This window comes from Phormidesmis sp. 146-12 (genome assembly GCF_052939495.1).
On record NZ_JBJPHS010000061.1, the window covers coordinates 1 to 22,567 of the forward strand.

The 22,567-nt window shown below is 48.6% G+C and carries 26 protein-coding genes; 13 read left to right on the top strand and 13 right to left on the bottom strand.

The window, feature by feature from the left end; translation table 11 throughout:
• Positions 1-122 precede the first annotated feature (122 nt).
• The gene (locus tag ACKFKF_RS22340) at positions 123-1,370 is read left to right on the top strand and encodes a metallophosphoesterase family protein (protein WP_446869755.1); all 1,248 of its coding nucleotides are present in this window, start codon (positions 123-125) and stop codon (positions 1,368-1,370) included.
• A 255-nt stretch (positions 1,371-1,625) separates the two neighbouring features.
• Here ACKFKF_RS22340 and ACKFKF_RS22345 read toward each other — a convergent pair whose 3' ends face one another.
• A complete protein-coding gene (locus ACKFKF_RS22345; RefSeq protein ID WP_446859527.1) occupies positions 1,626-2,165 on the bottom strand; it encodes a LuxR C-terminal-related transcriptional regulator in 540 nt (179 codons plus the stop codon).
• A gap of 401 nt (positions 2,166-2,566) precedes the next feature.
• On the opposite strand from ACKFKF_RS22345, the gene ACKFKF_RS22350 reads away from it, so the two are divergent.
• From ACKFKF_RS22350 to ACKFKF_RS22365, 4 genes are all read left to right on the top strand, one after another.
• Complete coding sequence (locus ACKFKF_RS22350) at positions 2,567-6,220, top strand: WD40 domain-containing protein (protein WP_446869756.1); 3,654 nt, start codon at positions 2,567-2,569, stop codon at positions 6,218-6,220.
• Between the two features lie 497 nt (positions 6,221-6,717).
• A complete protein-coding gene (locus ACKFKF_RS22355) occupies positions 6,718-7,359 on the top strand; it encodes a PAS domain-containing protein (protein ID WP_446869757.1) in 642 nt (213 codons plus the stop codon).
• Between the two features lie 199 nt (positions 7,360-7,558).
• Positions 7,559-8,614: a uroporphyrinogen decarboxylase gene (gene hemE, locus ACKFKF_RS22360; protein ID WP_446869758.1), complete on the top strand. Its 1,056-nt coding sequence runs from the start codon at positions 7,559-7,561 to the stop codon at positions 8,612-8,614.
• A gap of 155 nt (positions 8,615-8,769) precedes the next feature.
• On the top strand, positions 8,770-9,771 hold the full coding sequence (locus ACKFKF_RS22365; protein WP_446859523.1) for an NAD-dependent epimerase/dehydratase family protein: 1,002 nt from the start codon (positions 8,770-8,772) through the stop codon (positions 9,769-9,771).
• A gap of 46 nt (positions 9,772-9,817) precedes the next feature.
• Here ACKFKF_RS22365 and petL read toward each other — a convergent pair whose 3' ends face one another.
• Positions 9,818-9,913, bottom strand: coding sequence for a cytochrome b6-f complex subunit PetL (gene petL, locus ACKFKF_RS22370; RefSeq protein WP_446859522.1), 96 nt, complete (start codon positions 9,911-9,913; stop codon positions 9,818-9,820).
• Between the two features lie 113 nt (positions 9,914-10,026).
• Between petL and aroB the strand changes: the two genes are divergently transcribed.
• Positions 10,027-11,130 carry a 3-dehydroquinate synthase gene (gene aroB / locus ACKFKF_RS22375; protein ID WP_446869759.1) on the top strand — a complete coding sequence of 368 codons (1,104 nt, stop codon included), beginning with the start codon at positions 10,027-10,029 and terminating at the stop codon, positions 11,128-11,130.
• A 14-nt stretch (positions 11,131-11,144) separates the two neighbouring features.
• Here aroB and ACKFKF_RS22380 read toward each other — a convergent pair whose 3' ends face one another.
• From ACKFKF_RS22380 to ACKFKF_RS22430, 11 genes are all read right to left on the bottom strand, one after another.
• Positions 11,145-11,933 carry a class I SAM-dependent methyltransferase gene (locus tag ACKFKF_RS22380; RefSeq protein ID WP_446869760.1) on the bottom strand — a complete coding sequence of 263 codons (789 nt, stop codon included), beginning with the start codon at positions 11,931-11,933 and terminating at the stop codon, positions 11,145-11,147.
• 136 nt (positions 11,934-12,069) lie between these two features.
• Positions 12,070-12,291: a type II toxin-antitoxin system HicA family toxin gene (locus ACKFKF_RS22385; protein WP_446869761.1), complete on the bottom strand. Its 222-nt coding sequence runs from the start codon at positions 12,289-12,291 to the stop codon at positions 12,070-12,072.
• Positions 12,291-12,497, bottom strand: a complete 207-nt coding sequence (locus ACKFKF_RS22390) for a type II toxin-antitoxin system HicB family antitoxin (protein ID WP_446869762.1) — start codon at positions 12,495-12,497, stop codon at positions 12,291-12,293. The genes ACKFKF_RS22385 and ACKFKF_RS22390 overlap by 1 nt, the downstream gene beginning before the upstream one ends.
• 571 nt (positions 12,498-13,068) lie before the next feature.
• Positions 13,069-13,347, bottom strand: coding sequence for a hypothetical protein (locus tag ACKFKF_RS22395; RefSeq protein WP_446869763.1), 279 nt, complete (start codon positions 13,345-13,347; stop codon positions 13,069-13,071).
• A gap of 181 nt (positions 13,348-13,528) precedes the next feature.
• Entirely contained in the window at positions 13,529-13,660 is a 132-nt protein-coding gene (locus ACKFKF_RS22400) for a hypothetical protein (protein WP_446869764.1), read from the bottom strand.
• Between the two features lie 5 nt (positions 13,661-13,665).
• Entirely contained in the window at positions 13,666-13,932 is a 267-nt protein-coding gene (locus ACKFKF_RS22405) for a hypothetical protein (protein ID WP_446869765.1), read from the bottom strand.
• Positions 13,933-13,976: 44 nt separating this feature from the next.
• On the bottom strand, positions 13,977-15,269 hold the full coding sequence (locus ACKFKF_RS22410) for a BREX system ATP-binding domain-containing protein (RefSeq protein WP_446869766.1): 1,293 nt from the start codon (positions 15,267-15,269) through the stop codon (positions 13,977-13,979).
• Positions 15,270-15,344: 75 nt separating this feature from the next.
• The gene (locus tag ACKFKF_RS22415; protein ID WP_446859515.1) at positions 15,345-15,557 is read right to left on the bottom strand and encodes a type II toxin-antitoxin system HicB family antitoxin; all 213 of its coding nucleotides are present in this window, start codon (positions 15,555-15,557) and stop codon (positions 15,345-15,347) included.
• Positions 15,547-15,807, bottom strand: a complete 261-nt coding sequence (locus ACKFKF_RS22420) for a type II toxin-antitoxin system HicA family toxin (protein ID WP_446869767.1) — start codon at positions 15,805-15,807, stop codon at positions 15,547-15,549. The genes ACKFKF_RS22415 and ACKFKF_RS22420 overlap by 11 nt, the downstream gene beginning before the upstream one ends.
• 42 nt (positions 15,808-15,849) lie before the next feature.
• Positions 15,850-17,031: a BREX system ATP-binding domain-containing protein gene (locus ACKFKF_RS22425; RefSeq protein ID WP_446869768.1), complete on the bottom strand. Its 1,182-nt coding sequence runs from the start codon at positions 17,029-17,031 to the stop codon at positions 15,850-15,852.
• Positions 17,032-17,041: 10 nt separating this feature from the next.
• Positions 17,042-17,881 (bottom strand): hypothetical protein, encoded by an 840-nt coding sequence (locus tag ACKFKF_RS22430; RefSeq protein WP_446869769.1) that lies wholly within the window; start codon positions 17,879-17,881, stop codon positions 17,042-17,044.
• 679 nt (positions 17,882-18,560) lie between these two features.
• Here ACKFKF_RS22430 and rplC point away from each other — a divergent pair.
• From rplC to rpsC, 7 genes are read left to right on the top strand one after another with little or no spacing between them, the layout of a single operon-like run.
• A complete protein-coding gene (gene rplC / locus ACKFKF_RS22435) occupies positions 18,561-19,199 on the top strand; it encodes a 50S ribosomal protein L3 (RefSeq protein ID WP_446859511.1) in 639 nt (212 codons plus the stop codon).
• A 20-nt stretch (positions 19,200-19,219) separates the two neighbouring features.
• On the top strand, positions 19,220-19,852 hold the full coding sequence (gene rplD / locus ACKFKF_RS22440) for a 50S ribosomal protein L4 (RefSeq protein ID WP_446859510.1): 633 nt from the start codon (positions 19,220-19,222) through the stop codon (positions 19,850-19,852).
• Entirely contained in the window at positions 19,845-20,147 is a 303-nt protein-coding gene (locus tag ACKFKF_RS22445) for a 50S ribosomal protein L23 (RefSeq protein WP_446859509.1), read from the top strand. Before rplD ends, ACKFKF_RS22445 begins: the two co-directional genes overlap by 8 nt.
• A 21-nt stretch (positions 20,148-20,168) precedes the next feature.
• Complete coding sequence (gene rplB / locus ACKFKF_RS22450) at positions 20,169-21,032, top strand: 50S ribosomal protein L2 (protein WP_446869770.1); 864 nt, start codon at positions 20,169-20,171, stop codon at positions 21,030-21,032.
• A 21-nt stretch (positions 21,033-21,053) separates the two neighbouring features.
• Positions 21,054-21,332, top strand: a complete 279-nt coding sequence (gene rpsS / locus ACKFKF_RS22455; protein ID WP_446859507.1) for a 30S ribosomal protein S19 — start codon at positions 21,054-21,056, stop codon at positions 21,330-21,332.
• A gap of 59 nt (positions 21,333-21,391) precedes the next feature.
• Entirely contained in the window at positions 21,392-21,748 is a 357-nt protein-coding gene (gene rplV, locus ACKFKF_RS22460; RefSeq protein WP_446859506.1) for a 50S ribosomal protein L22, read from the top strand.
• 43 nt (positions 21,749-21,791) lie between these two features.
• Positions 21,792-22,544 carry a 30S ribosomal protein S3 gene (gene rpsC / locus ACKFKF_RS22465; protein WP_446859505.1) on the top strand — a complete coding sequence of 251 codons (753 nt, stop codon included), beginning with the start codon at positions 21,792-21,794 and terminating at the stop codon, positions 22,542-22,544.
• Positions 22,545-22,567: the final 23 nt, after the last annotated feature.

Genomic DNA, 22,567 nt, shown 5'->3' on the forward strand with positions numbered 1-22,567 from the left:
GGATGTTGCTCCAAGTTCTCAAAGATGAGCAATTGTTAGTAGTTGTGAGAAAATCGCTCACTGTTGTTTGACCTTTAGTCATTCGCTGTTAGACTACTTGTACTATTTCTCACCTAATCGTTATGCCTCGGTTTCTTCATGTCGCAGATGTTCATTTGGGATTTGATCGCTACGACAGCAAAGAGCGCACCAAAGATTTTTACCTGGCGTTTGAGGACGTGTTGCAGAAGTATGCGATCGAGGCTGAGGTTGATTTTGTCGCGATCGCAGGCGATTTGTTTGAGCATCGCACCCTTCAGCCCAACATTCTCAATCAGGCAAAACTGTGTTTGCAAATGCTGAAGGAACAGCACATTCCCGTCATTGTAATCGAGGGAAATCACGACAATCGCCCCTACGGAACGCAGACTAATTGGCTGAAATACCTGGCGCAAGATGAACTGCTGATTTTGTTGGAGCCAGAGCGATCGGCTCAGGGAGAAGTCGTCTACGAAATGTGGAATGGCGAATCGGGCGGCTATATTGATCTCGACTGTGGGGTGCGTGTCCTGGGTTCTCAGTGGTATGGAGCGTCTGCACCGGGAGCGATCGAGCGTTTGGCAGATGCCATTCAACAACTTCCGGCGAGTCCGGGGCATTCGGTGATGCTGTTCCATCACGGGTTAGAAGGGCAGATTGCAAGATATCAAGGGGCGTTGCGCTACAACGATTTGTTACCGCTTAAAGCCGTCGGAATTGACTATTTAGCGTTGGGTCACATTCACAAAAACTATAGCGAACAGGGTTGGATTTTTAATCCAGGGTCGTTGGAGGCAAATAGTGTTGAAGAGTCGAAATACGATCGCGGTGCTTATCTAGTAGAACTGACTCCTGAAGGCATTCAAGCAGAGTTAAAAAAAGAGTATTATCAGAGACCTTTTGTGCGATTAAAGCTGACGGCGCGGGGTCAAGAAAGTCTCGAAGAAATTGAGGAAATGGCGATCGCTCAAGTTCAATCAGCCATTAAATCAAAACAGTTGAAGCCTGAGAAAAAACCAATGGTTGAGTTGAGAATTGAAGGGCAGGTAGGCTTCGATCGATTGGAACTTGACACCAAAAAACTTCAGCAACAACTCAAAGAACTCAGTGGCGCTTTGATATTTTTACTGAAGTATGAAGCAAACGCTGTGGAATACGCTTCACCGTTGCCAGAAGATGCCACTCGGCTCCAAATTGAGCAAGAAGTATTCACGGATTTGGTCGCCGCGCACAATAGTTATAAAGGGCGATCGATCGAACTGGCTCAAGGATTAATTAACCTCAAAGATCTGCAACTCGAAGACCGACCCGAAGCAGAATTATATGATTTCATTCAGCAATTGTTAGCGTGAATTCGCTGAAAGTTTTTCGCTTCGATGTTGGGATCTTCTGCCCCCCAAGCTGCCATTTTGAGGGACTTCACTTATGGGGGATTTAGCTGGCTCTGTGGATCTGCAAGCGAAGCGAAGAAGCTCATCAAACTGACGTAACTGACGTAATGGTTAGAGAACGTTTGAAACGTACCAGAAGCCACTTTACAGTCTGGGGGCGGGTGAATCCGATAAACGATACGTTTCAAACATCCTCTAAGTGATGGTGGGCGACTTTCAGCACCAGCTTTCTTGATGCGCTTGTTTTTTGGACTGAATATTGCCCAAGTGTTTCTTTACGGTATCGATCGTGATGTACAGTTGAGCCGCGATTTCTTTACGTGATTTGTTACAGCGTCGTAAAAACCAAACCTCCGCTTCACGAGGGGTCAATCCATACTTTTTTGCTTCGGTCACTGCCAGACTTTGCATCGATTGCTGCTGGTCTTCAAGTCGGACTAAAAGAGAAGGTTCTTGAGCATCTTCTAGCGTGATCCATTGGACTCGAAGGCGAAAGGTTTGAAGCTCAGTGTTGATTTCGGACTCAATGATGAGCGGATGTTCTCCATAGAGTTCTCGACTTTCGATCAGGGCTTCGCACGATCGCCAAACTTCTTCGGGCAGCGCATTTTTTTGAGGATTCAACTGTTGGCAAATCTGGGCAGCAGGTGTGTTGGCATAAATAAATTCACCTTGCAGATTCACAATGAGAATGCCATCGACAAACCCTTCCAGTACAGAGGTAAAAAAGTGATTAGAATTTTCAGAGGAACTCATGTTCATTATGGGGGCTGGGAATGAACGGTTAACTAACTATTGCTTCAGTACGTTTGAATAGATCCAGTCATGCACTTCACTACAAAAAGTAGGCGTGATTTCCAGAAAGTTGCGGCGAAGCATTCCGTGAACTTACTTACGAAGCTAAACCAAACTTTTGCCCGTGACGGTGGAGAAAAGTTAGAAGTTGCGATCGCTCAACGTAAGGAAAGGTTAGTTAAATGTTAGTTTCCTAGAAAAGCGTGAGATTCTAGATTTTGGAAGTCTGTAATCTTACGGATTGTTTTATTCTCCATCACCGGAAATCTACGTAGCCAACTTGGATCACTTAATGAAGATCACGATCGATTGGTGAAGAGTCTACGATCGCGGTCAATCAGGAGATTTTGGGGTGCAGTCCGATGACCATCGAAGAAGCACTGATCGTTTTGGATAGCCTGCTCGGAAGACAACGCCTGACCCATCTGCAAGAAACCGTTTTTTGTCGCGCTTGGGAGGGTCAAACCTATGAACAAATCGCCACTACCGAGGGCTATGACGCTGACTATGTAAAGCTGGTCGGTTCTCAACTGTGGCAACTGATTTCTGAACTGGTCGGACAACGGGTGACCAAAAATAACTTTCGAGTTGTCCTGCGCCAACGGATCGGGACTTCTGAACCAAAAGAGCTAACTCCTCCCTCATCGTTTCTTCCCTCTCCTTCTTCTTGCTCTGATTCGACTTATCAGGATTGGGGCGAAGTAATTGATCTGTCCAATTTTTGTGGTCGATCGCATGAGCTAGAAATTTTAGAACAGTGGGCCACTTCGTCCAGGCTAATTGCCATCTTAGGCATGGGCGGCATGGGCAAAACCGTTCTCTCGGTCAAACTAGCGCAGCGGTTGCAGAACCAATTTGAGTATGTGATTTGGCGATCGCTTAGAGACGCGCCAACGGTCGAAACCATTTTGTCTGATCTGATCCGATTTCTTTCTCAGCAGCAAGAAACAGAACTCCCAGATTCGGTAGACGGCAAGTTAGGTAGGCTGATGCACTATCTAAGACAACACCGCTGTTTGCTGATCTTGGACAACGTTGAGTCTATCTTAGGGACGGGCGAACAAGCTGGACATTACCCGATCGGGTACGAATTTTATGGTGACCTGTTCAAACGGATTGGCGAAACGCTGCATCGAAGCTGTGTGGTGATTACCAGCCGTGAGAAACCGAGAGAAGTGGTGGCGCTAGAAGGGATGGCGATCCGATCGCTCAAAGTGACGGGTCTCAATTCATTAGAGACGATCGAGTTACTCAAAACAAAGCGCCTGTCTGCTACCGAGGCCGTTTTTGGGCAACTGATTGAAATGTATGCGGGGAATCCTCTGGCGCTCAAGATTGCGGCGACGACGATTCAAGACTTGTTTGATGGCGACGTATCCGAATTTCTCAAACATGGAACAGCAGTTTTTGGCGATATTTCTGACCTGTTAGATCAGCAGTTCGATCGCCTCTCTGATCTCGAAAAGCAGATCATGTATTGGTTGACTATCGATCGAGAAGGCGCATCGCTCTCAGATCTCGCTGAAGATCTCGTTCCTCCGGTGCCTCGTCGCTATTTGATGGAGGCGTTGGCATCGCTGGCTCGACGGCCGCTCGTGGAAAAGCAGGGCGCAAAATTTACGCAACAGCCTGTGGTGATGGAGTATGTCACCGATCGCTTGATCGAGCAAATCTATAGAGAACTTTGGGCGGATTCAATCAAAAGCTCAAAACTTCCGCTCTTCCACACTCACGCCTTGATGAAAGCAACCGTAGAAGATCATGTTCGAGAAAGTCAGGTGCGAATGATCGTTAAGCCACTGCTCGATCGCTTTCTTGCATCGCATCATAAACCAGAAGTAGAACGTCAGCTTAAACACTTCTTAAATCGGCTACGAAATCAGCTTGAAGGCACTTCTGGATACGGCGCAGGTAACATCATTAACTTGTTGAATCAATCCCATTCAGACTTGAGCGATTGGGACTTTTCGGATTTAACAATTTGGCAAGCTTACCTTCAGGGCATCCAGTTGCACCGCGTGAATTTTGCGAATTCTGACTTAAGTAGATCAGTGTTTTCGGAGACTTTGGGCAACGTCTGGTCAGTGGCTTTTAGTCCTAATGGAACGCTTTTAGCGGCCAGCGACACGGCTGGAGAAATTCACATTTGGCGCGTTAGCGATCCGCAGGGGAACTTACTGCAAAATCGGCAAAAGTTAATCACCTGTCACGGACATCAGCATTGGGTCTGTTCGATCGCTTTCAGTCCCGATGGCAAAACGCTCGTCAGTGGCAGTGGCGATAAGACGGTAAAACTCTGGGATGTCGCAACCGGACACTGTTGGCAAACGCTAGAAGGACACACCGATTGGGTGATCTCGGTGGCATTTAGTCCAACTCGATCGCTTGTGGCCAGTAGTAGCTCCGATCGCACCATTCGCTTATGGAACATTCACACGGGAGACTGTGTGCAAATTCTGGAAGGACACGAACATTGGATCTGTGGAATCGCCTTTAGCTCCACTGGAGATCTGGTCAGCGGTAGCGACGATCGCACCCTAAAACTCTGGAATATCCAAACTGGAGAATGCGATCGCACATTAATTGGACATCAAAGCGTCATCAGAGGAGTGACTGTTAACGCAAATGGATCTCTGATTGCAAGCGGAAGTGAAGATCAAACCATCAAGCTCTGGGATGTGAAGACAGGGGAATGCCTCAAAACACTAGTCGGACATACGAGTGAGGTACGTTCTTTAGCCTTTCATGCAGATGGAAAAACATTGGTTAGCAGCAGCTTCGATCGTACGCTCAAGCTCTGGGATATCTCTACCGGAAAGTGCCTCAAAACCTTGCAAGGACATACCGAAGCGGTGCGATCGGCGGCGTTTAGTCCCAATGCTTCGCTTCTGGCGAGTGGCAGCGCTGACCAATCGATTCGCCTTTGGAATCACCAGACTGGGGAATGCCTCAAAACGTTGCAGGGCTATACCAATTTTGTGTTGTCGGTGGCGTTTAGTCCCGATGGGGGAGCGATCGCCAGCACCAGTGCCAACCACACCGTCAAACTCTGGGGAGTTTCTTCTGGAGACTGTTTGAAGACCCTGCACGGACATACTAACTGGGTCTGGTCGGTGGCGTTTAGTCCTGATGGGCAAAGTCTCGCAAGTGGCAGCTTTGATCAAACGATTCGGCTTTGGAGTCGCCAAACAGGGCAGTGTCTCAAGATTTTGCGCGGACATACCAATTGGGTCTGGTCGGTGGCGATGAGTCCTGATGGCATTTTGTTAGCCAGTGGCAGCTCTGATCAAACGATTCGGCTCTGGCACACTCAGACGGGCGACTGTCTCAAGGTATTGGCGACTCCCAGCCGCATCTGGACGGTTACCTTTAGCCCTGATGGTCAGCAGCTTGCCAGTGGCGACGAAGATCACACGATCCAACTCTGGGATGTTCACAAAGGGCAGTGTCTAAAAACGCTCAATGGTCATCAAGCTCGAATTTGTTCGGTGGCTTTTAGTGCAGACCAGAACACGTTAGTCAGCAGCAGCGATGACCACACCATCAGAATTTGGGATGTTAATACTGGAAAGTGTTTGCGGGTGATGCACGATCGCGACTGTGTAAAATCGGCTCACTTCAACACAGACGAAACTCAGATCATCAGCAGTGGCTTTGATCACACCGTCAAATTTTGGAATGCTCAAACGGGACAGTGTCAGCAAGTGTTGCAGGGGCATGAGGCGCGCATCTGGTCGGCGGACTATCGACGCGATCGCAAAGAGACATCTAACAAAGTCGATCGCAAAGAGATATCTGCGGAAGCCGATCGTTCTTCAAAAATGCCAGAAGCCTTAATCGCCAGCGGCAGCGAAGATGAAACCATTCGTCTCTGGGACGCGACCTCCGGCGAGTGTGTGCGCGTGTTACGCAATCTTCGACCTTATGAAGCGATGAACATTTGCGGAGTGACAGGTTTAACCGAAGCGCAAAAAGCCACTTTGAGAACCCTGGGAGCGACTGAGCAGGTCACCTAAGCAAGGTCAGACTAACGTCAGTTCGATAAACTTTTTCGCTTCGTTGCCAAGGGATTTGCCCCCTAAATCCCCCATTCTGAGGGACTTTGAATTAGCATAATTTCTTTGAACTCTGGAACTTTCTCTGGGTCAAAGTCCCCCAATTTTGGGGAATTTAGGGGGGCTGAAGCTGATCGCAACGAAGCGACTCACTCTCATCGAACTTCACTCTCATCGAACTGACATCAGACTAAGACTGTGCGCTAGGCTACACAATTATACCTTGTAGAAAGATTAAGATATAGCTACCTGTTGGTCACAAACAGCACATGCAAAACTAAGGGAGTCCAAGACGCTACAAATTGATAATTAATTTGGTTCCCACATTAGTTTCTGAAGTTTCTGAAAATAGTCTCTGAAAATTGGTACTTGATAAAGCTCACCACTTGAGATCGATACTCAACTCCTTCTCGCAAGACAGTGTGAGGCTTTTAGTTTTAAAAGATATGGTTTAAGAAATGACGATCGAAACAAAACCCCCAGGGCTTGATCAAACCGACAATTCATTCGCGCTGCCAGACAATGAAATCGAGAGACTTCGAGCTGTTTTACAGATTTCTCAAATCGCCGCCTGGGAATGGGATATTTCAACAAGTCGGGTTTGCTGGTTTCAAAATTTAGAGGTTGTATTGGGCTGTTCGATCGCGTCCGTTCCCGTCAACTACGAAGCTTGGTTGCAGCAGGTTCATCCGGGCGATCGCGTTCGATTTAATTTAGAAGCGATTCGGGCATTAATTACGCGCTGTGATTATGTCAGTGACTATCGAATGATTCGATCGGATGCCAAAATTCAGTGGCTTCGCAATCAGGGGCGCATTTGTTTTGATGCAGAAAATCGGCCGATGCGAGTGTTAGGGTTGACCCAAAAAATTGACCCTCCATCAGAAATTTGTCAGCCATCTGACCAGAAAATTCGCTTTATGGAAGCCGTTTCTCACGACTTTCGCACTCCCCTAACCATCATTCAAACCGCCACCGAACTGCTCGAACGCTACGACGAATCTTGCACCAAAAAACAAGAGCGATTTCAGCAGGTTTATCAAGCGATCGAGCAAATCACTCGCCTCCTCGACGAAGCGTTAGGAACGAGAATTGAATAACACGAATTTTGTAGCGATGGTCGGTTTTATTAAATTGACATCGAAAGAAATGGGCGCGACTCCTTGCAGGTAGCTCGAAGAGATCGCTTCACTCTCCCTTCTATTTCAAAACCGTTACATTCAGCCGCTTACACACGAAACCCGATCCCCCCGGTGATAAGCTGACAAATGAATTCAAATACTGGTTAAAGAGGTCGAAATGGCGGGGGTTCCACTTTTATTAAGAGCAGCGCGGGGAGAAGCCTTGGATCGTCCCCCCGTTTGGATGATGCGGCAGGCAGGTCGCTATATGAAAGCTTATCGAGATCTGCGAGACAAATACCCGTCTTTTCGAGAACGGTCTGAGATTCCAGAAGTCGCGATCGAGGTTTCTCTTCAACCCTGGAGAGCTTTTCAACCCGATGGTGTGATTCTGTTTTCTGACATTGTGACTCCCTTGCCCGGACTCGGTATCGACATGGACATCGCCGAAGGTAAAGGCCCGATCATCGATGACCCCATTCGCACTCAAGCCCAGGTGGATAACTTGCGCCCGCTTGAACCCGAAGAATCGATGCCCTTTATCAAGCCGATTCTCAAAGCACTGCGCGACGAAGTGGGCGATCGCTCAACCGTTTTGGGATTTGTCGGCGCACCCTGGACTCTGGCAGCCTATAGCGTCGAGGGCAAAGGCTCCAAAACCTATTCGGTGATCAAGAATATGGCCTTTTCTGATCCGACAATCCTACACCAGCTACTAGGGAAATTGGCGGACGCGATCGCTGTTTACACCCGCTATCAGATCGACTGTGGAGCGCAAGTGGTGCAAATGTTTGACTCGTGGGCGGGGCAACTCAGCCCTCAAGACTACGACACCTTTGCATTGCCTTATCAGCAGCGCGTTTTTCGTCAGGTTAAAGAAACTCACCCCGATACGCCGTTGATTCTGTTGGTGAGCGGCAGTGCAGGCGTGCTGGAGCGGATGGGCAAATCAGGTGCCGATATTGTCAGTGTCGATTGGTCGGTGGATATGGCAGACGCTCGATCGCGCCTCGGCAGAGACATGAAAGTGCAGGGCAACCTCGATCCGGGCGTGTTGTTTGGCTCAAAAGCGTTCATTCGCGATCGCATTCTCGATACGATTCGCAAAGCTGGTAATCGGGGACACATCCTGAACCTAGGTCATGGTATTCTTCCACTTACACCTGAAGAAAATGCGGCGTTCTTCTTTGAAACTGCAAAACAGGTTGATAAGTTACTGGCGACCTCTTGTTAGGGATGAAGGATGAGGGATGAAGGATGAATTGAATGATTGGTTCGAGTTTCAGTGTTTGCGTTTATTCTATGAACTCATACACTCATGATTCATACTGATAGCTTAATGACTCCTACATCCCTCATCCCTCACCCCTCATCCCTCATCCCTTCCCCATGACTTCAAAGCGAATCTTTGTGACAGGTGCGAGTGGTTGCATTGGTCACTATATTGCTGAAACTTTAATTCAAGAAACCGAGCACGAATTGTTCTTGATGGTCAGAGATCCTGACAAGCTCAAGTTTGATGTTCATGTTCGGCCTGGTGTGACGATCGTTCGTTCAGATTTGCGAGACATTGAGCAACACAGCGCTCTGTTGAAGACGATCGATTGTGCGATTTTGACGGCAACGTCTTGGGGCGGTGATGAGATTAATGATGTGAATGTGCTGAGTACGCTGCGGTTGATGAAGCTGTTAGACCCGGATGTGTGTCAGCAGGTGATTTATTTCTCGACGGCTAGTGTGCTCGATCGCAACAATCAACTGCTTAAAGAAGCCGGGGAATTTGGCACAGACTATGTGCGATCGAAGTATGTTTGTTTTCAAGAACTCTCGAAGTTAGCGATCGCATCCAAAATTACGGCGCTGTTTCCGACGCTGGTCTTGGGGGGAGGCGATCGCTATCCCTATTCCCATGTGTCGTTGGGGGTGGGGGAAGTGGTGCGCTGGATTAAGCTAATTCGCTTTTTAGACGTTGATGGCAGCTTCCATTTTATTCATGGTCAAGACATCGCCCTCGTCGTAAAGCATTTGGTCGAGAATCCGCCGACTGCCGCTGGCCCACGCAAGCTGGTTTTGGGCAATGAGAAACTGACGGTGAATCAGGCGATCGAAGAGGCCTGCGCCTATCTCAACCAAAGAATCTACTTCCGCATTCCCCTTTCACTGTGGTTAGCGGATTTCTTCATTTTTCTATTCCGGATTCAGATGGGTGACTGGGAGCGCTTTTCTCTGCACTATCGCCATTTCACCCACCAAAATCCCGCGACTCCTGCCACGTTTGGAATGCCGACCTACTGTGCAACGCTGTATGACGTGCTGAAGTTAAGCGGAATTCCTCGTAGAACGGGTCGATCTGCTTTAGTCGATAGATCTTTGAGCGCACGACCCAAGTAGCTTGAGCAACGGACAGTTGAAGTCAATCATCCGTTGCCAGTTTGCACTAGATAAGTTTGATAGCGCGGAATGCGAAAAATAAGGTGAGGGCAAGCGCGATCGCGCCACCTACCAGACCGACATAAGCAATCACTGCGGACATAAAGTTCGTCTCCAATTTCAACCTCTAACAAAACTATACAGAACAACGCATCGCCATTTGTAGAAGTTCACATCAAGTAAGATCAAGTACAAGGTATTTTCGCGAAAGTCATCATGCAGTCTGTCATCCCGGTTGTTTTGCCCGAGAAGTCTTATGAGATCACCATTGCGCCAGGGAGCGTCGATCGCGTCGGCAAGCTGATTACAGATGCAGAAACGCCGTTGAAACTGGGTCAAAAAATTCTAGTGGTTTCCAATCCCACCATCTTTCGCTGCTATGGTCAACGGCTGATAGATTCACTAACTCAGGCTGGGTTTGAAGTGTGTCGGTGCATTCTACCTGCTGGAGAGCGATACAAAACGCCTGCCACGTTGCAAAAGATCTATGATGCGGCTCAAGAAAATCGACTGGAGCGATCGTCTACGATGGTGGCGCTGGGTGGCGGGGTGATTGGCGATATGACGGGGTTTGCGGCGGCGACGTGGCTGCGGGGCATCAGTGTGGTGCAGGTGCCGACAACTTTATTATCGATGGTGGATGCGGCGATCGGTGGCAAAACGGGAGTCAACCATCCCAGAGGCAAAAATCTGATTGGGGCATTTCATCAGCCTCGATTGGTGTTGATCGACCCGCAGGTGCTAAAGACGCTGCCGACGCGAGAGTTTCGGGCGGGGATGGCGGAAGTGATCAAGTATGGAGTTATTTGGGATGTTAATTTGTTTGAGCAGCTAGAACAAGCAAATCGACTGGATCAACTCCGCTACCTCAGCGACGACCTGCTGCAAGAAATTTTGACTCGATCGTGTCAGGCAAAAGCTCACGTCGTCAGCAAAGACGAAAAAGAATCGGGACTGCGGGAGATTCTCAACTATGGCCATACGATCGGTCACGCCGTCGAAAGTTTAACCGGATACCGCATCGTCAATCATGGAGAAGCGGTCGCGATCGGCATGGTAGCGGTCGGTCACATTGCTGTTGAGATGAACTTGTGGACGCAGGTAGAGAGCGATCGTCAGCTTGCTCTGATCAAAAAAACAGGTTTACCAACTCAGCTACCTGAAGGGTTAGACATTGAGGCAATTATCCACTCTCTGCAATCCGACAAGAAGGTGAAAGCGGGACAGGTGCGATTTGTGTTGCCAGAAGGAATTGGGAAAGCGATCGTCACGAATCAAGTGACTCCAGACACGATTCGTAAAGTGCTACAAAAAATGTAGAAGCGGGACAAAGTTTATACATTTGTTTGGGCTGTGATTCCGATAGTGGCATAGTAGATAGCCCAGGAATTGCGATCGCCTGCAAACCAACAATATTGCTCAATGTCTTCTTGAGTAACTTCCCCTGTTGCAATATATTTGTCTGCAAGTTGCAGAGTCGATAGTTTCATGACCAATGCGATTCCTGAACCGCCAGGAGAGATGGGAACATCATTTTCTACTAACGGCTGCAAGCCAAGCTGTTGGAATATGGCAGGTAATTTAATTCCTAACGCATAATCCATGTTTCGATTAGCGAACATTTGGAAGATCGCTTGATTGACTCGATTCATAGATTGATAGGCGGCTTCTTCTCCGACGATCGCTTTTGCTGCCGAGAAGTCAGGCTCTTCGATCACAATCCATCCGCCCGGTTTCAGCAAATTCAACATTCTCGACAAAGCAACTTGAAAGTCTGAAATATGAATGAGAACATAGCGGGCATGAACCAGATCAAAAGAGTGATCTTCAAGTGGAAGACTGCGAATATCAGCCTGCAACACTTCGACATTTGGCAGTTGAATGTTATTTACAAAACGAGTGTCTAAATCAACCGCAACTACTTTGCCATTTTCTCCGACAACAGATGCCATCCACTGGGCAATTGATCCGGCTCCGGCTCCCACTTCAAGACATCGCCAATTTGTTGTGATTCCCGTTGCTTGAATTCGTTTGCGACTGGCTGGATCAAAGACTTGTTCGATCGCTTGAAGTCGTTCAAGTTCTTTGGCGTGCTGAGAATCAGTAAAAATGTATTGAGACATTGATATTCGCCTCTTTGCTCAACTGTGCGATCGGGCAATCTAGCACAACTATAACTCTAAGTGTGAGTGACGGTACAAATATCAAACAAAGTGCAAAGACTCTGAATGCCCATTATGTTGTCAGCCTGTGTATAAACTATTTAGCACCAACAAACTCATCTACAGTCAATCCCGCAGCACGAATCAGACTCCGCAACGTTCCTTTCGCCACTTCACGATGATCAGGAACCGAAAGCGTCACAGGTTCTTCGTCTTTGGTCATGATGATGTGGCTACCCGACTGCCGCACAACCTCCCAACCGAATGCTTCAAAAACACGCACGACCTCTCGCCCACTCATTACAGGAACAGAACCCACTATGCAACAACCTCAACTTGATAAGTCTCCACTGTAAGCGGCATTCCACGCTCCGCCCGCACTTGTAGACACGCTGAGATGGCATCCTTAATGTTGTCAAGGGCTTCTTGTTTTGTCTGACCTTGACTCACACAGCCTGGGATGCTGGGACACTCCACAACCCAAACCCCATCCTCATCACGATCGAGCGTTACGCTAAATCTCATGTATTTCTTCTCACAAGAAGTGCAATTCTTATATTCTACTGTGCTGTTAAATACGTGTCTGCAAGGATCTGTAGAATGAGCTAGCGATCGCATAACCGTAGAAAAAGGCGCATTGAAGCAATTGATGAGTGCTGGCTAGATGGGTTGCGATCGTCTTTTGCATGACTCACTTGCCTGTGATGCGAACGAAAGAGGCAGAAATCCAAGCTATTCTTTTCTCGGACGAGGCTACCCTGGTTGGCCGAAGGAGAGTCACGTTTTTATGTTTTAAGTACCTGAACTTCCCAAGGGCGACAATACTTTGAGGTGCCTTTGAAGTATAGATAACCAGTTTTTGCAACAGTACTTACGACTAGATGTTGAGGCATATCGTCTCTTGAACCTAGATACTCTACCTTGATTCCCGGTTCGATTCCGTTCTCTTCTACAAACGCAAAAGACCTAACTTCTAAAACATCTGCAATCTCCGCTGAAAGAACACGAAATGACTTTCCCTTAGTAGCGATCCCAAGAGACTCAGCAAACCTCAATTGCTTTTCAGTTGGCTCACGTAGACTGTGCATTCTAAAATTTAGGAAGATTCAATTCCAGTTACATCTTCGTAATTATGTTTCTTAATCTTTGTCAAGCACTCTCTTAAAGCATCTTCCTTAGTTTCACCAAAACCATAAAATTGCTCTTTAGCAGTACCCAAAGAAGTTAGATAAGGAATGGCTATAAAAGGTGCCTGCCCTGCACCAGCAAGCACTTCAAAGCAGTCGATTATAACTCTTCCTTCTTCTCGATTCAGCTGGTATCGGAACACAGCGCATAGGACTTCATTTGAGTTTATAAGTGAATCAAGAGACATAAATAGATATAGCTAAGGACTCAAAATACTGACCCTTCTCGTTTAATGAAGGATAAGTCAAGTATAGCATCAAACTCGAAGAGCGCGTTCCACAAATAGATTTTAGACTATTGGCATTGTTCAACTAGAAAAAGTAGTGGATTCAATTGTCTGACTTGTCGAAAAGCGCAAAGAAATCTTCTTATTCTTGTAGAGAAGCTTCTAGTAAATCGGTGGTGCCTAATCTGACGCTTTCGTGATATAGATAGCCAATACCTAACGCTTCGAGGGTAGCACGAGTGTGAGTGCGGATGGGCTGACTGCCTTTCAACAAGTTAGTTATAACTCCGATGCTGAAAGTCGTCCTTCGATCGGTTCGTATTCATCTTCTAACAACCAGGTTTGAGTTTCATCATAGGTTGCACCCGTAAACACAACCTTGTAGCCCTCAGCAGGATCATGTACACGACAACTACCCAATCGATCGCCCAGTAATAGCAGGATATAGGGAGGCGATAGCATCGGATCAATCCAAACTTCAACAAAGCTCCAATCATGCTTGGCTGAGTCGAGGGCGGGGGATGACATGATATTGGTTTTCTGCATCAATCTTCACCTCTCCTAAACTTGCATATGAATCGATCGCTGAATCAACTGTCTGATTCGTCGGAAAGTGCAAAGAAATCTTCTTGTTCTTGTAGAGAAGCTTCTAACAGATCAGTGGTGCCTAGTCTGACGCTTTCGTGATAGAGATAAGCAATATCCAATGCTTCGAGAGTGGCGCGAATGTGGGTGCGGATGGGTTGACTACCGATCGTTCCCACCAGTTCCATTACATCCAGTTCTGCATCCCAGGCGTAGGCGGTGCCGTGGAGTTTCACCAGTCGTTCGAGTAGGGTTGCCAAGTTTGCAGTTTCGAGGGGGCGAATTGTGGGACAGTTGGAGCCGATCGCCGTGTCAAAAAAGTCTCGCATCACAATTCCCGCATCTGCCCCAAACTTTTCGACCGCGACTTCAGGAATTTGAGTGCGATCGTTCTTGGCGCTGGGTGTACTGGTGCCGCTAAACCAGACATCGTTTCTCAAACTAGAAGCGACTACACCAAATGTATAGATGGGATAGGGATTTCGGCAAAACAGTTCATGTTCGCCGTCTCGACGCACGTCGCGATTTGACCAATTCAACAACCAATTGAGATTGCGATACGCCTGAAGTCGGCCAATTTTGCCCAATCGTCCAATCAGTTCCACTTCATCCAACAGCAGCACCCAACCTTTGTAACCACAGAGCGCGATCGCATCCGCCATGACTCCAAAATAGGCACTACCATGCTGAGTTGCGCGAAAATTCGTCTCAAATTTGGGCAACGGTTCGCCCCGCGCCGCTCGATGAATTCGCTTGAGTTCGGGACTGCTGAGACGAGTGCCTGTCAGGTCGCCATAGAGCAACTCTTGTTCTTCGCCTGACGTGAAAAAGTAGTCTTCAAGCACGATCGCCGGAAGGGGATGACTGTAGCGATCGCGATCAGCAATTGGACTATTCAACAAATCGCCAGCTTTGCGAGAATTCAATGCTTTGGTCAACCCTGCCATTTTAGAATCGGGCGTGCGAATCACCGAAGCCACCCGTCCATAAAAATTCAGCAGATGGTGACAAGACACTTCTCGACTCAAAGAAACGCGGCTGACTGCATAGCCCATATCCAGTGCCACATGCTCAACTGTGGTCAGGGCGTGAGTTTTACCTTGTCCATAGGGCCCCCAGGCGAGACGACCGAGCGACCGCTGCCCTTGAGAAAATTGTTCTAGATCCTGACGAATCAGATTGGTGAGCGACGATCGCAGATCAGGCAGTTCTCTCGTCGAGACGCGCGTCGGAATTCCGGCTCTTAGCGTTTCAACAACGGCGATCGACTTTCTGCGATTTGCGTCATACCTTTCCATTAGCATTCACCTTATTGATCTATATTGATCTATTGAGTTTAGTCGCGACCCGCTTATCCTCCCTATTTTGCTGCTTTACGCAAACGATAATCGCCCTTTAGGTTCTGGGATAGGTCGCCCTAATTCTTGAGCCGTTTCAATCCATTCTTGAATGATCACTTCTACATTTTGCACAGCCTCCTGATAAGTTTCACCATCAGCCGCACATCCGGGCAGTTCTGGCACTTCGACAATAAAGCATTGATCAACTTCACTCCAGTAGATAATGAGTTCGTACTTAATTTTCATCTTGTCCTCCAAGTTGATATTTCAAAATCACAGTGCGAACTTGTTTAACTTGGTACGCCTTTGCTTTTCCCTGCTTGGGCTGAAAATTTAGAATGTTTTCTACGCTTTCTTTAGAGAAGATATGATTGCTGCTTCGGATGCGTTCTTCAAAACCAAGGGCAGATAAAAGTTGACAGAGTGGCTCAAAGGGAATGTTGGTATGCGAGGCTCCTGACAGAATTTTGACTAGTAGCTTATCTCGCTGACTCATCTCTTCTATGGGTCTCTTTTTTCACACAGTTCTTTAAATTCATTACACTTCATCCAGCGCCATTAGCGTTGTTTCAATCACTTTGGCTTGTAGTTGACTATATTCATAGAGATCAGGAGGTTCTCGATCGCTCACTTCATATCCTGCCTCCTCAAATAGCACTTTTAATCGAGCTTGCACTTGATCAGGAAAACTTCTGCCCTGCGCGACTAGATGAATGTCGGTATCTACAATGTCGGCCAGTGGATTGAAGCGATCGATGGGCAACAGTCCCGTTTGCAGCCGCATCCAGAGGGCTTCGTAACTTTTGAACCCACGACGATCGTCGTCGATCATGTCGCGTCGTCCTGCTAACAACAGTAGAAAGTGATCCAACAGTTCTACATCATCAATGATTTGACGAAATAGTTCGCAGGTGTCTTTGATCGCATTGGCAGTGTATTTAAAGCGGCGAGTTTCAGGATGGCGTTCGGTCATGGCTTCAAGGTCATCGATCGCCACCACTAATCCGGTCATGCCTGCAAGGTGAAGGAGTCGGATCAGGGAATTTAACCAATAGCGCGCATTTGATTTTTGCAGTCGTTCATATAACAATGTCGCTTGTTTTTGATGACGCTCTAACTTCTCGCCAGCAAGCCATTTCAGTCCTACCTTAATGCTGTCTTCGTTACCATTGACTAACCGATTGCTGATCACATGATGGGCAAAGGCTCGAAAAGAAGATCCGAAGTCAACATCGCGCAATGTCATCCCGATCGCTCGTCTAATCTCATGCACGGCTAAGTCACGAGTCAATCCTTGATCTTCAATTAAAATTGAGAGAATGTTATCGCTATCATCATATTGTCCATATCCCAACTTTTTAATCACCAGTTGACATAAGCCACTGACTAATTTTTGTTTGTCAAGTTGTTGAACGATCGCTCGATAAAATCCAGTTAAATCATTCAACCGATATTCTCGTGCAGAGAGATAGACCGTTTGATAGTCGATCGCTTGAGCATCTTGTAATACACATCGCAATAGATGAGTTTTGCCCGTCCCCGTGCCGCCAACTAGAACTTTGACCTTGCTGCCCCCATCGGCAATGTAATTGGCTAGATAATGATCGCGTAAGTGGTTGAGCCAGCGATCGCGCCCCAATGTCATAGCCGCCAGCAGTTCTTCATGAACGGGAGGCTTGCCCGACAGCATGGTTTCAATATCTAACTCATCAATTTGCATCGACGCAAAATCACCCTTCAACTAAGTGAATAGCTAATGTCCCGACTCGGCTTTCTTGTCCTTGACTGTTAATTAGCAATAGAGTCTTGGCCGTTTCGCGAGAAGGTTCTAAATCGAACTGATAGCGATCGTAGCGAATTTGAGGTTGTTCTTTCAATCGCGCCAGATCGTAAGTAAATAGCGGTTCGGGATAGTCTTGTCTCACAGATTGCTTCAGCGTCAAGAGCCGATAAATCTCTTTCAGCGAAACGGAGTGTCCCCAGATCACCTCATTGTTTTGCAGCGCCAAACGATTGAGCGTTTCATATGCACTCAACAACTCCCGACAGAACCGAGTCGAGTCAAATTTGCTGTTGATCACGCGACTATATTGTCCGGCAACCCAGGTCGCAAGTTGATCAGGCGCAAAGGCTTTGGTCTGCTGCGATCGCCGTCCCATGCTCAATTTCACCACACCCTGATCGCGGCTGAAGGTTAGCTTGAAGGGCGGAAATTCATAGACGGGAAACTCACCTCTAACAGGCACTCCCGCCGCTTTGAGGGCGTTCTCAACCTCGGCTGGATACGTCTCCGACTGCACAATGTCTTGATCCGCTTGCAGGGCGTTTTGAATCACCGCTTGTTGGTCTTGCCAACGATCGTCCAGCCGAGTCAACTCCTCTGTCAGCACCTCTAAAGTTTGCAAGGAGGTTTTAAAGTCCCATTCCTTGCGAGATTTTTTGACCGCAGACCAGACTTTTACCAGTCGTTTGAAAGTGGCATCCAGTTCAGCGATCGTTGTTTTTTCTGCCTCGTCCAACGGTTCCATAATCTGAGACGGTGAGATTGAATGCTCATCATCGTATCTCAAATTGTTGAGGTGCAAACGTTTGCATCTTCTGTGTCTGGAACTCTCAAAGCTGGGAAATCGGTGTCTTTCGACGTTGCAACGACGACAACAAAGAAATTTAGGAAATGAGTAGACGGTTTTACCAATCCTGTCCTATACTATTGGACTGTGGCTAAAATTCTGAAAGTGCGATTTCTAAGAGAAAGCAGCCAAGTTTGAGTGATAAGCGTAAGTTTGAAGCTCACAATTTGCAAGCTTTTTCGTCTCGTATGAGGGAAATTGCGAAAGAAACTTCGGGCAAAGAGGCGAAAAGTTTTCTCCGGGAATTTGTTCCCAGCCTAAGCGTTTCAACCCAATCTCAAAGCGGATACTGATTGGTTTACCTCTCAAGTCCGGGTTGGAGTAAGCACCAGAGCCAGCGTGTTCTCTAAAGTGCTTTGCCAAAACGCCCAAGTTTCCTAAAAACGCGGAATCCGCTGCCTTTCAAAACGCCGAAAGGTATGATTCTTATGGTCTTCCGACCGTAGAATCCGTTCTGGAAAAGCGAAGCTGCGATCCAAAATCGCGGTTTTGCCATGTTCAAACGGAAGCGCTGAACGGACGATCGATCGAGAAATGAACGAAGAGCTTCCGTCTCCCCTTTCATCCCTCATCCCTCATCCCTCATCCTTCCAGATGTGTAGAAAAGGAGACCAGTCAAGTGGCTGTCGGTATTCTCGGCACAAAACTCGGCATGACCCAAGTTTTTGACGACACAGGAAAAGCCATTCCTGTCACCGTTATTCAAGCTGGCCCATGCCCCATTACCCAGGTCAAAACCCCCGAAACAGATGGCTATTCAGCCCTGCAAATCGGATTCGGTGAAACCAAAGTCAAAGCCCTCAGCAAGCCCGAACTCGGACACCTTGCTAAGTCAAATTCTGCGCCCCTGCGCCATCTGATCGAACTGCGCCTCGACGCACCTCCGACCGACTACGAACTCGGTCAAGCTCTGAAAGCAGACCTGTTTGAAGCGGGCCAAATCGTTGATGTGATCGGCACCAGCATTGGGAAAGGATTTGCAGGCTACCAAAAGCGCCACAACTTCAAACGCGGGCCGATGGCTCACGGTTCCAAAAACCACCGCGCTCCCGGATCGACTGGAGCAGGCACCACCCCTGGACGAGTCTATCCTGGCAAGCGGATGGCGGGTCAGATGGGCAACGAGCAAGTCACGATTCGCAAATTGACCGTGGTGCGCGTGGATGTCGATCGCAACCTGATCTTGATCAAAGGAGCGGTACCCGGTAAGCCCGGCGCTCTGGTGCAAATTATGCCCGCTAAGAAAGTGGGTCGCTAGGGCAGGAAGGAGAAAAGACAATGGTTGATTGTGTAGTAAAAGACTGGCAGGGAGCCGAATCGGGGCAGGCCTCGATCGACCTCAAGGTTGCCAAAGCAGAAACCGCCAAAGGGGTGGTTCACAGAGCCTTGGTGCGTCAATTGGCAAACCAGCGTCAGGGTACCGCTTCCACCAAAACTCGCGCAGAAGTGAGAGGCGGCGGTCGCAAACCCTGGAGACAAAAAGGAACGGGACGCGCTCGTGCAGGTTCCAATCGTTCTCCCTTGTGGCGGGGCGGCGGTGTGATCTTTGGGCCAAAGCCTAGAGATTACACGATTAAAATGAATCGCAAAGAGCGACGGTTGGCGCTGCGGACGGCGTTTCAAAGTCGGGTTGAAGACTTAATTGTGGTGCAGGATTTTGCCGACCAGCTTTCTCGTCCCAAGACGAAAGAAATGACTCAGGCCCTGACGCGTTGGGGAGTCGAACCCGATTCTAAAGTGCTGCTGATTGTGGCTGAAAGAAACGAAACAGTTTATCTGTCTGCCCGCAATATTGAGAAGCTGAGAATGATTTCAGCGAACAACCTCAATGTTTTTGACGTGTTGAACGCAGACAAAATCGTGGCTACGGCTTCTGCTATCACGATGATTCAGGAGGTATACGGTGAGTGACTTTAACCCCCGCTATCTAGCGGATCTGATTCGTCGCCCAATTATCACAGAGAAAGCGACCCGCCTGCTGGAAGACAACCAATACACCTTTGAGGTTGCCCCCAGAGCGTCAAAGCCCGAAATCAAAGCGGCTGTCGAATTTCTCTTCGATGTCAAAGTCGTCGGAATCAACACCCTGATGCCCCCTCGCAAAGCGCGTCGCGTCGGTAAGTTTGCAGGTCACAAGCCTCAATACAAACGCGCGATCGTCACCCTGGCATCTGGGGACTCGATCACACTGTTCCCAGAAGTTTAGAATCCCTGAGAGTAGCAAGTTATGGGCATCCGAATTTATCGTCCCTATACCCCTGGCACCCGTCAGCGCACGATCCCCGATTTTGCAGAAATCACCAAAACTGAGCCTGAAAAGTCTCTAACGACTTCTAAGCACAGAGATAAGGGACGCAATAACCGGGGCGTAATCACCTGCCGTCACCGCGGGGGCGGACACAAAAAGCTTTATCGAATTGTCGATTTTCGTCGCGACAAGCTCAACGTTCCGGCACGAGTAGCCGCGATCGAATACGATCCCAACCGCAACGCTCGTCTGGCTCTGCTGTTTTATCAAGATGGTGAGAAGCGCTATATCCTTCATCCCCACACCTTGAAAGTTGGCACGGTGATTCGTGCTGGGGCAGATGCGCCGATCGAAGTGGGTAATTCCCTGCCGTTGGAAAACATCCCACTGGGTACAATCGTTCACAATATTGAACTCGTTCCGGGTAAGGGTGGACAGATGGCGAGAGCCGCAGGTGCATCTGCTCAAGTCGCGGCTAAAGATGGAGACTACGTGACGCTCAAGCTACCGTCAACTGAAGTTCGCATGGTTCGCAAAGAGTGCTACGCGACGATCGGACAAGTCGGCAACATTGATGCGAGAAACGTCAGCCTGGGTAAAGCGGGTCGTACTCGCCATAAAGGTCGTCGTCCTCAAGTGCGAGGCAGCGTCATGAACCCGGTGGATCACCCACATGGTGGTGGTGAAGGACGGGCCCCGATCGGTCGTCCCGGCCCGGTGACACCTTGGGGTAAGCCAGCCCTGGGTCGCAAAACTCGTAACAAGAAGAAGGCGAGTAGCTCTCTGATTGTGCGTCGTCGTCGTAAGTCTTCCAAGCGGGGACGCGGCGGACGGGAATCGTAATTCACTTAGGGAGACCTACATATGGCACGTTCACTTAAAAAAGGCCCCTTTGTTGCCGACCATCTGATGAGCAAGATCGAAGCGCTCAATGCCAGAGGCGACAAACAAATGATCAAAACCTGGTCACGAGCTTCGACCATTTTGCCTCAGATGATTGGACACACGATCGCCGTTCACAACGGTCGAACTCACGTCCCCGTCTACGTCTCTGAACAAATGGTGGGTCACAAGCTGGGCGAATTTGCACCCACTCGGACATTCCGAGGTCATGCGGGTGGCGATAAAAAGGCACGTCGATAGGAGAAAGGCGGTTAGCGAACGGTCAATAACTGATCCGCTAACTGCTCAAGGAGAAAACTATGGCTACTGATACGACTGAAATTAAAGCGATCGCACGTTACATCCGCATGTCACCCCACAAGGTGCGCCGAGTGTTGGATCAGATTCGGGGCCGCTCCTATCGAGAAGCGCTGATCATTCTGGAATTCATGCCTTATCGCGCCTGTGATCCGGTTTTGAAGGTACTGCGATCAGCCGCGGCTAATGCGGAACACAATGAAGGACTCGATCGAGCAAGTTTGGTGGTGAGCCAAGCTTTTGCAGATGCCGGCCCTTCACTCAAGCGATTCAGACCGAGAGCGCAAGGACGGGCTTACCAAATTCGCAAGCCGACTTGTCATATCACGGTCGCGGTGGCTCCGGGTGCCGACTCCTAGTTCGCTTCCCGACTGACGACTTAAACTGCTTTTAGAGGAACGTATGGGACAGAAAATTCATCCAAATGGATTTCGGCTAGGAGTCATCAAGGAGCATGGTTCTCGTTGGTATGCTGACTTCGCCCGCTATCCTGATCTGCTCAAAGAAGATGCCAAGATTCGCCATTTCTTCATCAAGAATCCGAAAAATCTTGACAACTTGAAGAAGCCGGGAATTTCGGAAATTCGGATTGAGCGCAAAGCCGATCAGATTGACTTAGAAATTCGCACAGCTCGTCCTGGGGTCGTGGTTGGTCGCGGTGGCGCTGGGATCGAAACGCTAAGAACTGGACTGCAAGACGCTTTGGGAAATAGCGATCGCCAGATCCGCATCAATGTGGTCGAAGTGGCTCGCGTCGATGCCGATGCTGCCCTGATTGGGGAATACATTGCCGAACAGCTAGAACGTCGGGTTTCCTTCCGGCGGGTCGTGCGTCAGGCGATTCAACGCGCTCAACGGGCTGGCATTGAAGGCATCAAGATTCAAGTGAGCGGTCGCTTAAATGGGGCTGAAATTGCTCGCCCCGAATGGACTCGTGAAGGTCGTGTTCCACTCCACACGTTGAGAGCCGATATTGACTACGCCTACGTCACCGCTCAAACGATTTACGGAACGTTGGGGATCAAAATCTGGGTCTTCAAGGGTGAAATCATTCCTGGACAAGATCGCGAAATCGAAGCCGCCCCGACCAACCAACCCCGTCGTCGTCAACAGCGTCGTCGCCAACAATTTGAAGACCGATCGAACGAGGGTTAAAGGACACAGGATGAGGGATGAAC

Bases quoted from the DNA above. Each gene is read 5' to 3' on its own strand.
- ACKFKF_RS22340 (WP_446869755.1), top strand. From the start codon at position 123: ATGCCTCGGTTTCTTCATGTCGCAGATGTTCATTTGGGATTTGATCGC.
- ACKFKF_RS22345 (WP_446859527.1), bottom strand. From the start codon at position 2,165: ATGAGTTCCTCTGAAAATTCTAATCACTTTTTTACCTCTGTACTGGAA.
- ACKFKF_RS22350 (WP_446869756.1), top strand. From the start codon at position 2,567: ATGACCATCGAAGAAGCACTGATCGTTTTGGATAGCCTGCTCGGAAGA.
- ACKFKF_RS22355 (WP_446869757.1), top strand. From the start codon at position 6,718: ATGACGATCGAAACAAAACCCCCAGGGCTTGATCAAACCGACAATTCA.
- hemE (WP_446869758.1), top strand. From the start codon at position 7,559: ATGGCGGGGGTTCCACTTTTATTAAGAGCAGCGCGGGGAGAAGCCTTG.
- ACKFKF_RS22365 (WP_446859523.1), top strand. From the start codon at position 8,770: ATGACTTCAAAGCGAATCTTTGTGACAGGTGCGAGTGGTTGCATTGGT.
- petL (WP_446859522.1), bottom strand. From the start codon at position 9,913: ATGTCCGCAGTGATTGCTTATGTCGGTCTGGTAGGTGGCGCGATCGCG.
- aroB (WP_446869759.1), top strand. From the start codon at position 10,027: ATGCAGTCTGTCATCCCGGTTGTTTTGCCCGAGAAGTCTTATGAGATC.
- ACKFKF_RS22380 (WP_446869760.1), bottom strand. From the start codon at position 11,933: ATGTCTCAATACATTTTTACTGATTCTCAGCACGCCAAAGAACTTGAA.
- ACKFKF_RS22390 (WP_446869762.1), bottom strand. From the start codon at position 12,497: ATGAGATTTAGCGTAACGCTCGATCGTGATGAGGATGGGGTTTGGGTT.
- ACKFKF_RS22395 (WP_446869763.1), bottom strand. From the start codon at position 13,347: ATGTCTCTTGATTCACTTATAAACTCAAATGAAGTCCTATGCGCTGTG.
- ACKFKF_RS22405 (WP_446869765.1), bottom strand. From the start codon at position 13,932: ATGCAGAAAACCAATATCATGTCATCCCCCGCCCTCGACTCAGCCAAG.
- ACKFKF_RS22410 (WP_446869766.1), bottom strand. From the start codon at position 15,269: ATGGAAAGGTATGACGCAAATCGCAGAAAGTCGATCGCCGTTGTTGAA.
- ACKFKF_RS22415 (WP_446859515.1), bottom strand. From the start codon at position 15,557: ATGAAAATTAAGTACGAACTCATTATCTACTGGAGTGAAGTTGATCAA.
- ACKFKF_RS22420 (WP_446869767.1), bottom strand. From the start codon at position 15,807: ATGAGTCAGCGAGATAAGCTACTAGTCAAAATTCTGTCAGGAGCCTCG.
- ACKFKF_RS22425 (WP_446869768.1), bottom strand. From the start codon at position 17,031: ATGCAAATTGATGAGTTAGATATTGAAACCATGCTGTCGGGCAAGCCT.
- rplD (WP_446859510.1), top strand. From the start codon at position 19,220: ATGGTTGATTGTGTAGTAAAAGACTGGCAGGGAGCCGAATCGGGGCAG.
- rplB (WP_446869770.1), top strand. From the start codon at position 20,169: ATGGGCATCCGAATTTATCGTCCCTATACCCCTGGCACCCGTCAGCGC.
- rpsS (WP_446859507.1), top strand. From the start codon at position 21,054: ATGGCACGTTCACTTAAAAAAGGCCCCTTTGTTGCCGACCATCTGATG.
- rplV (WP_446859506.1), top strand. From the start codon at position 21,392: ATGGCTACTGATACGACTGAAATTAAAGCGATCGCACGTTACATCCGC.
- rpsC (WP_446859505.1), top strand. From the start codon at position 21,792: ATGGGACAGAAAATTCATCCAAATGGATTTCGGCTAGGAGTCATCAAG.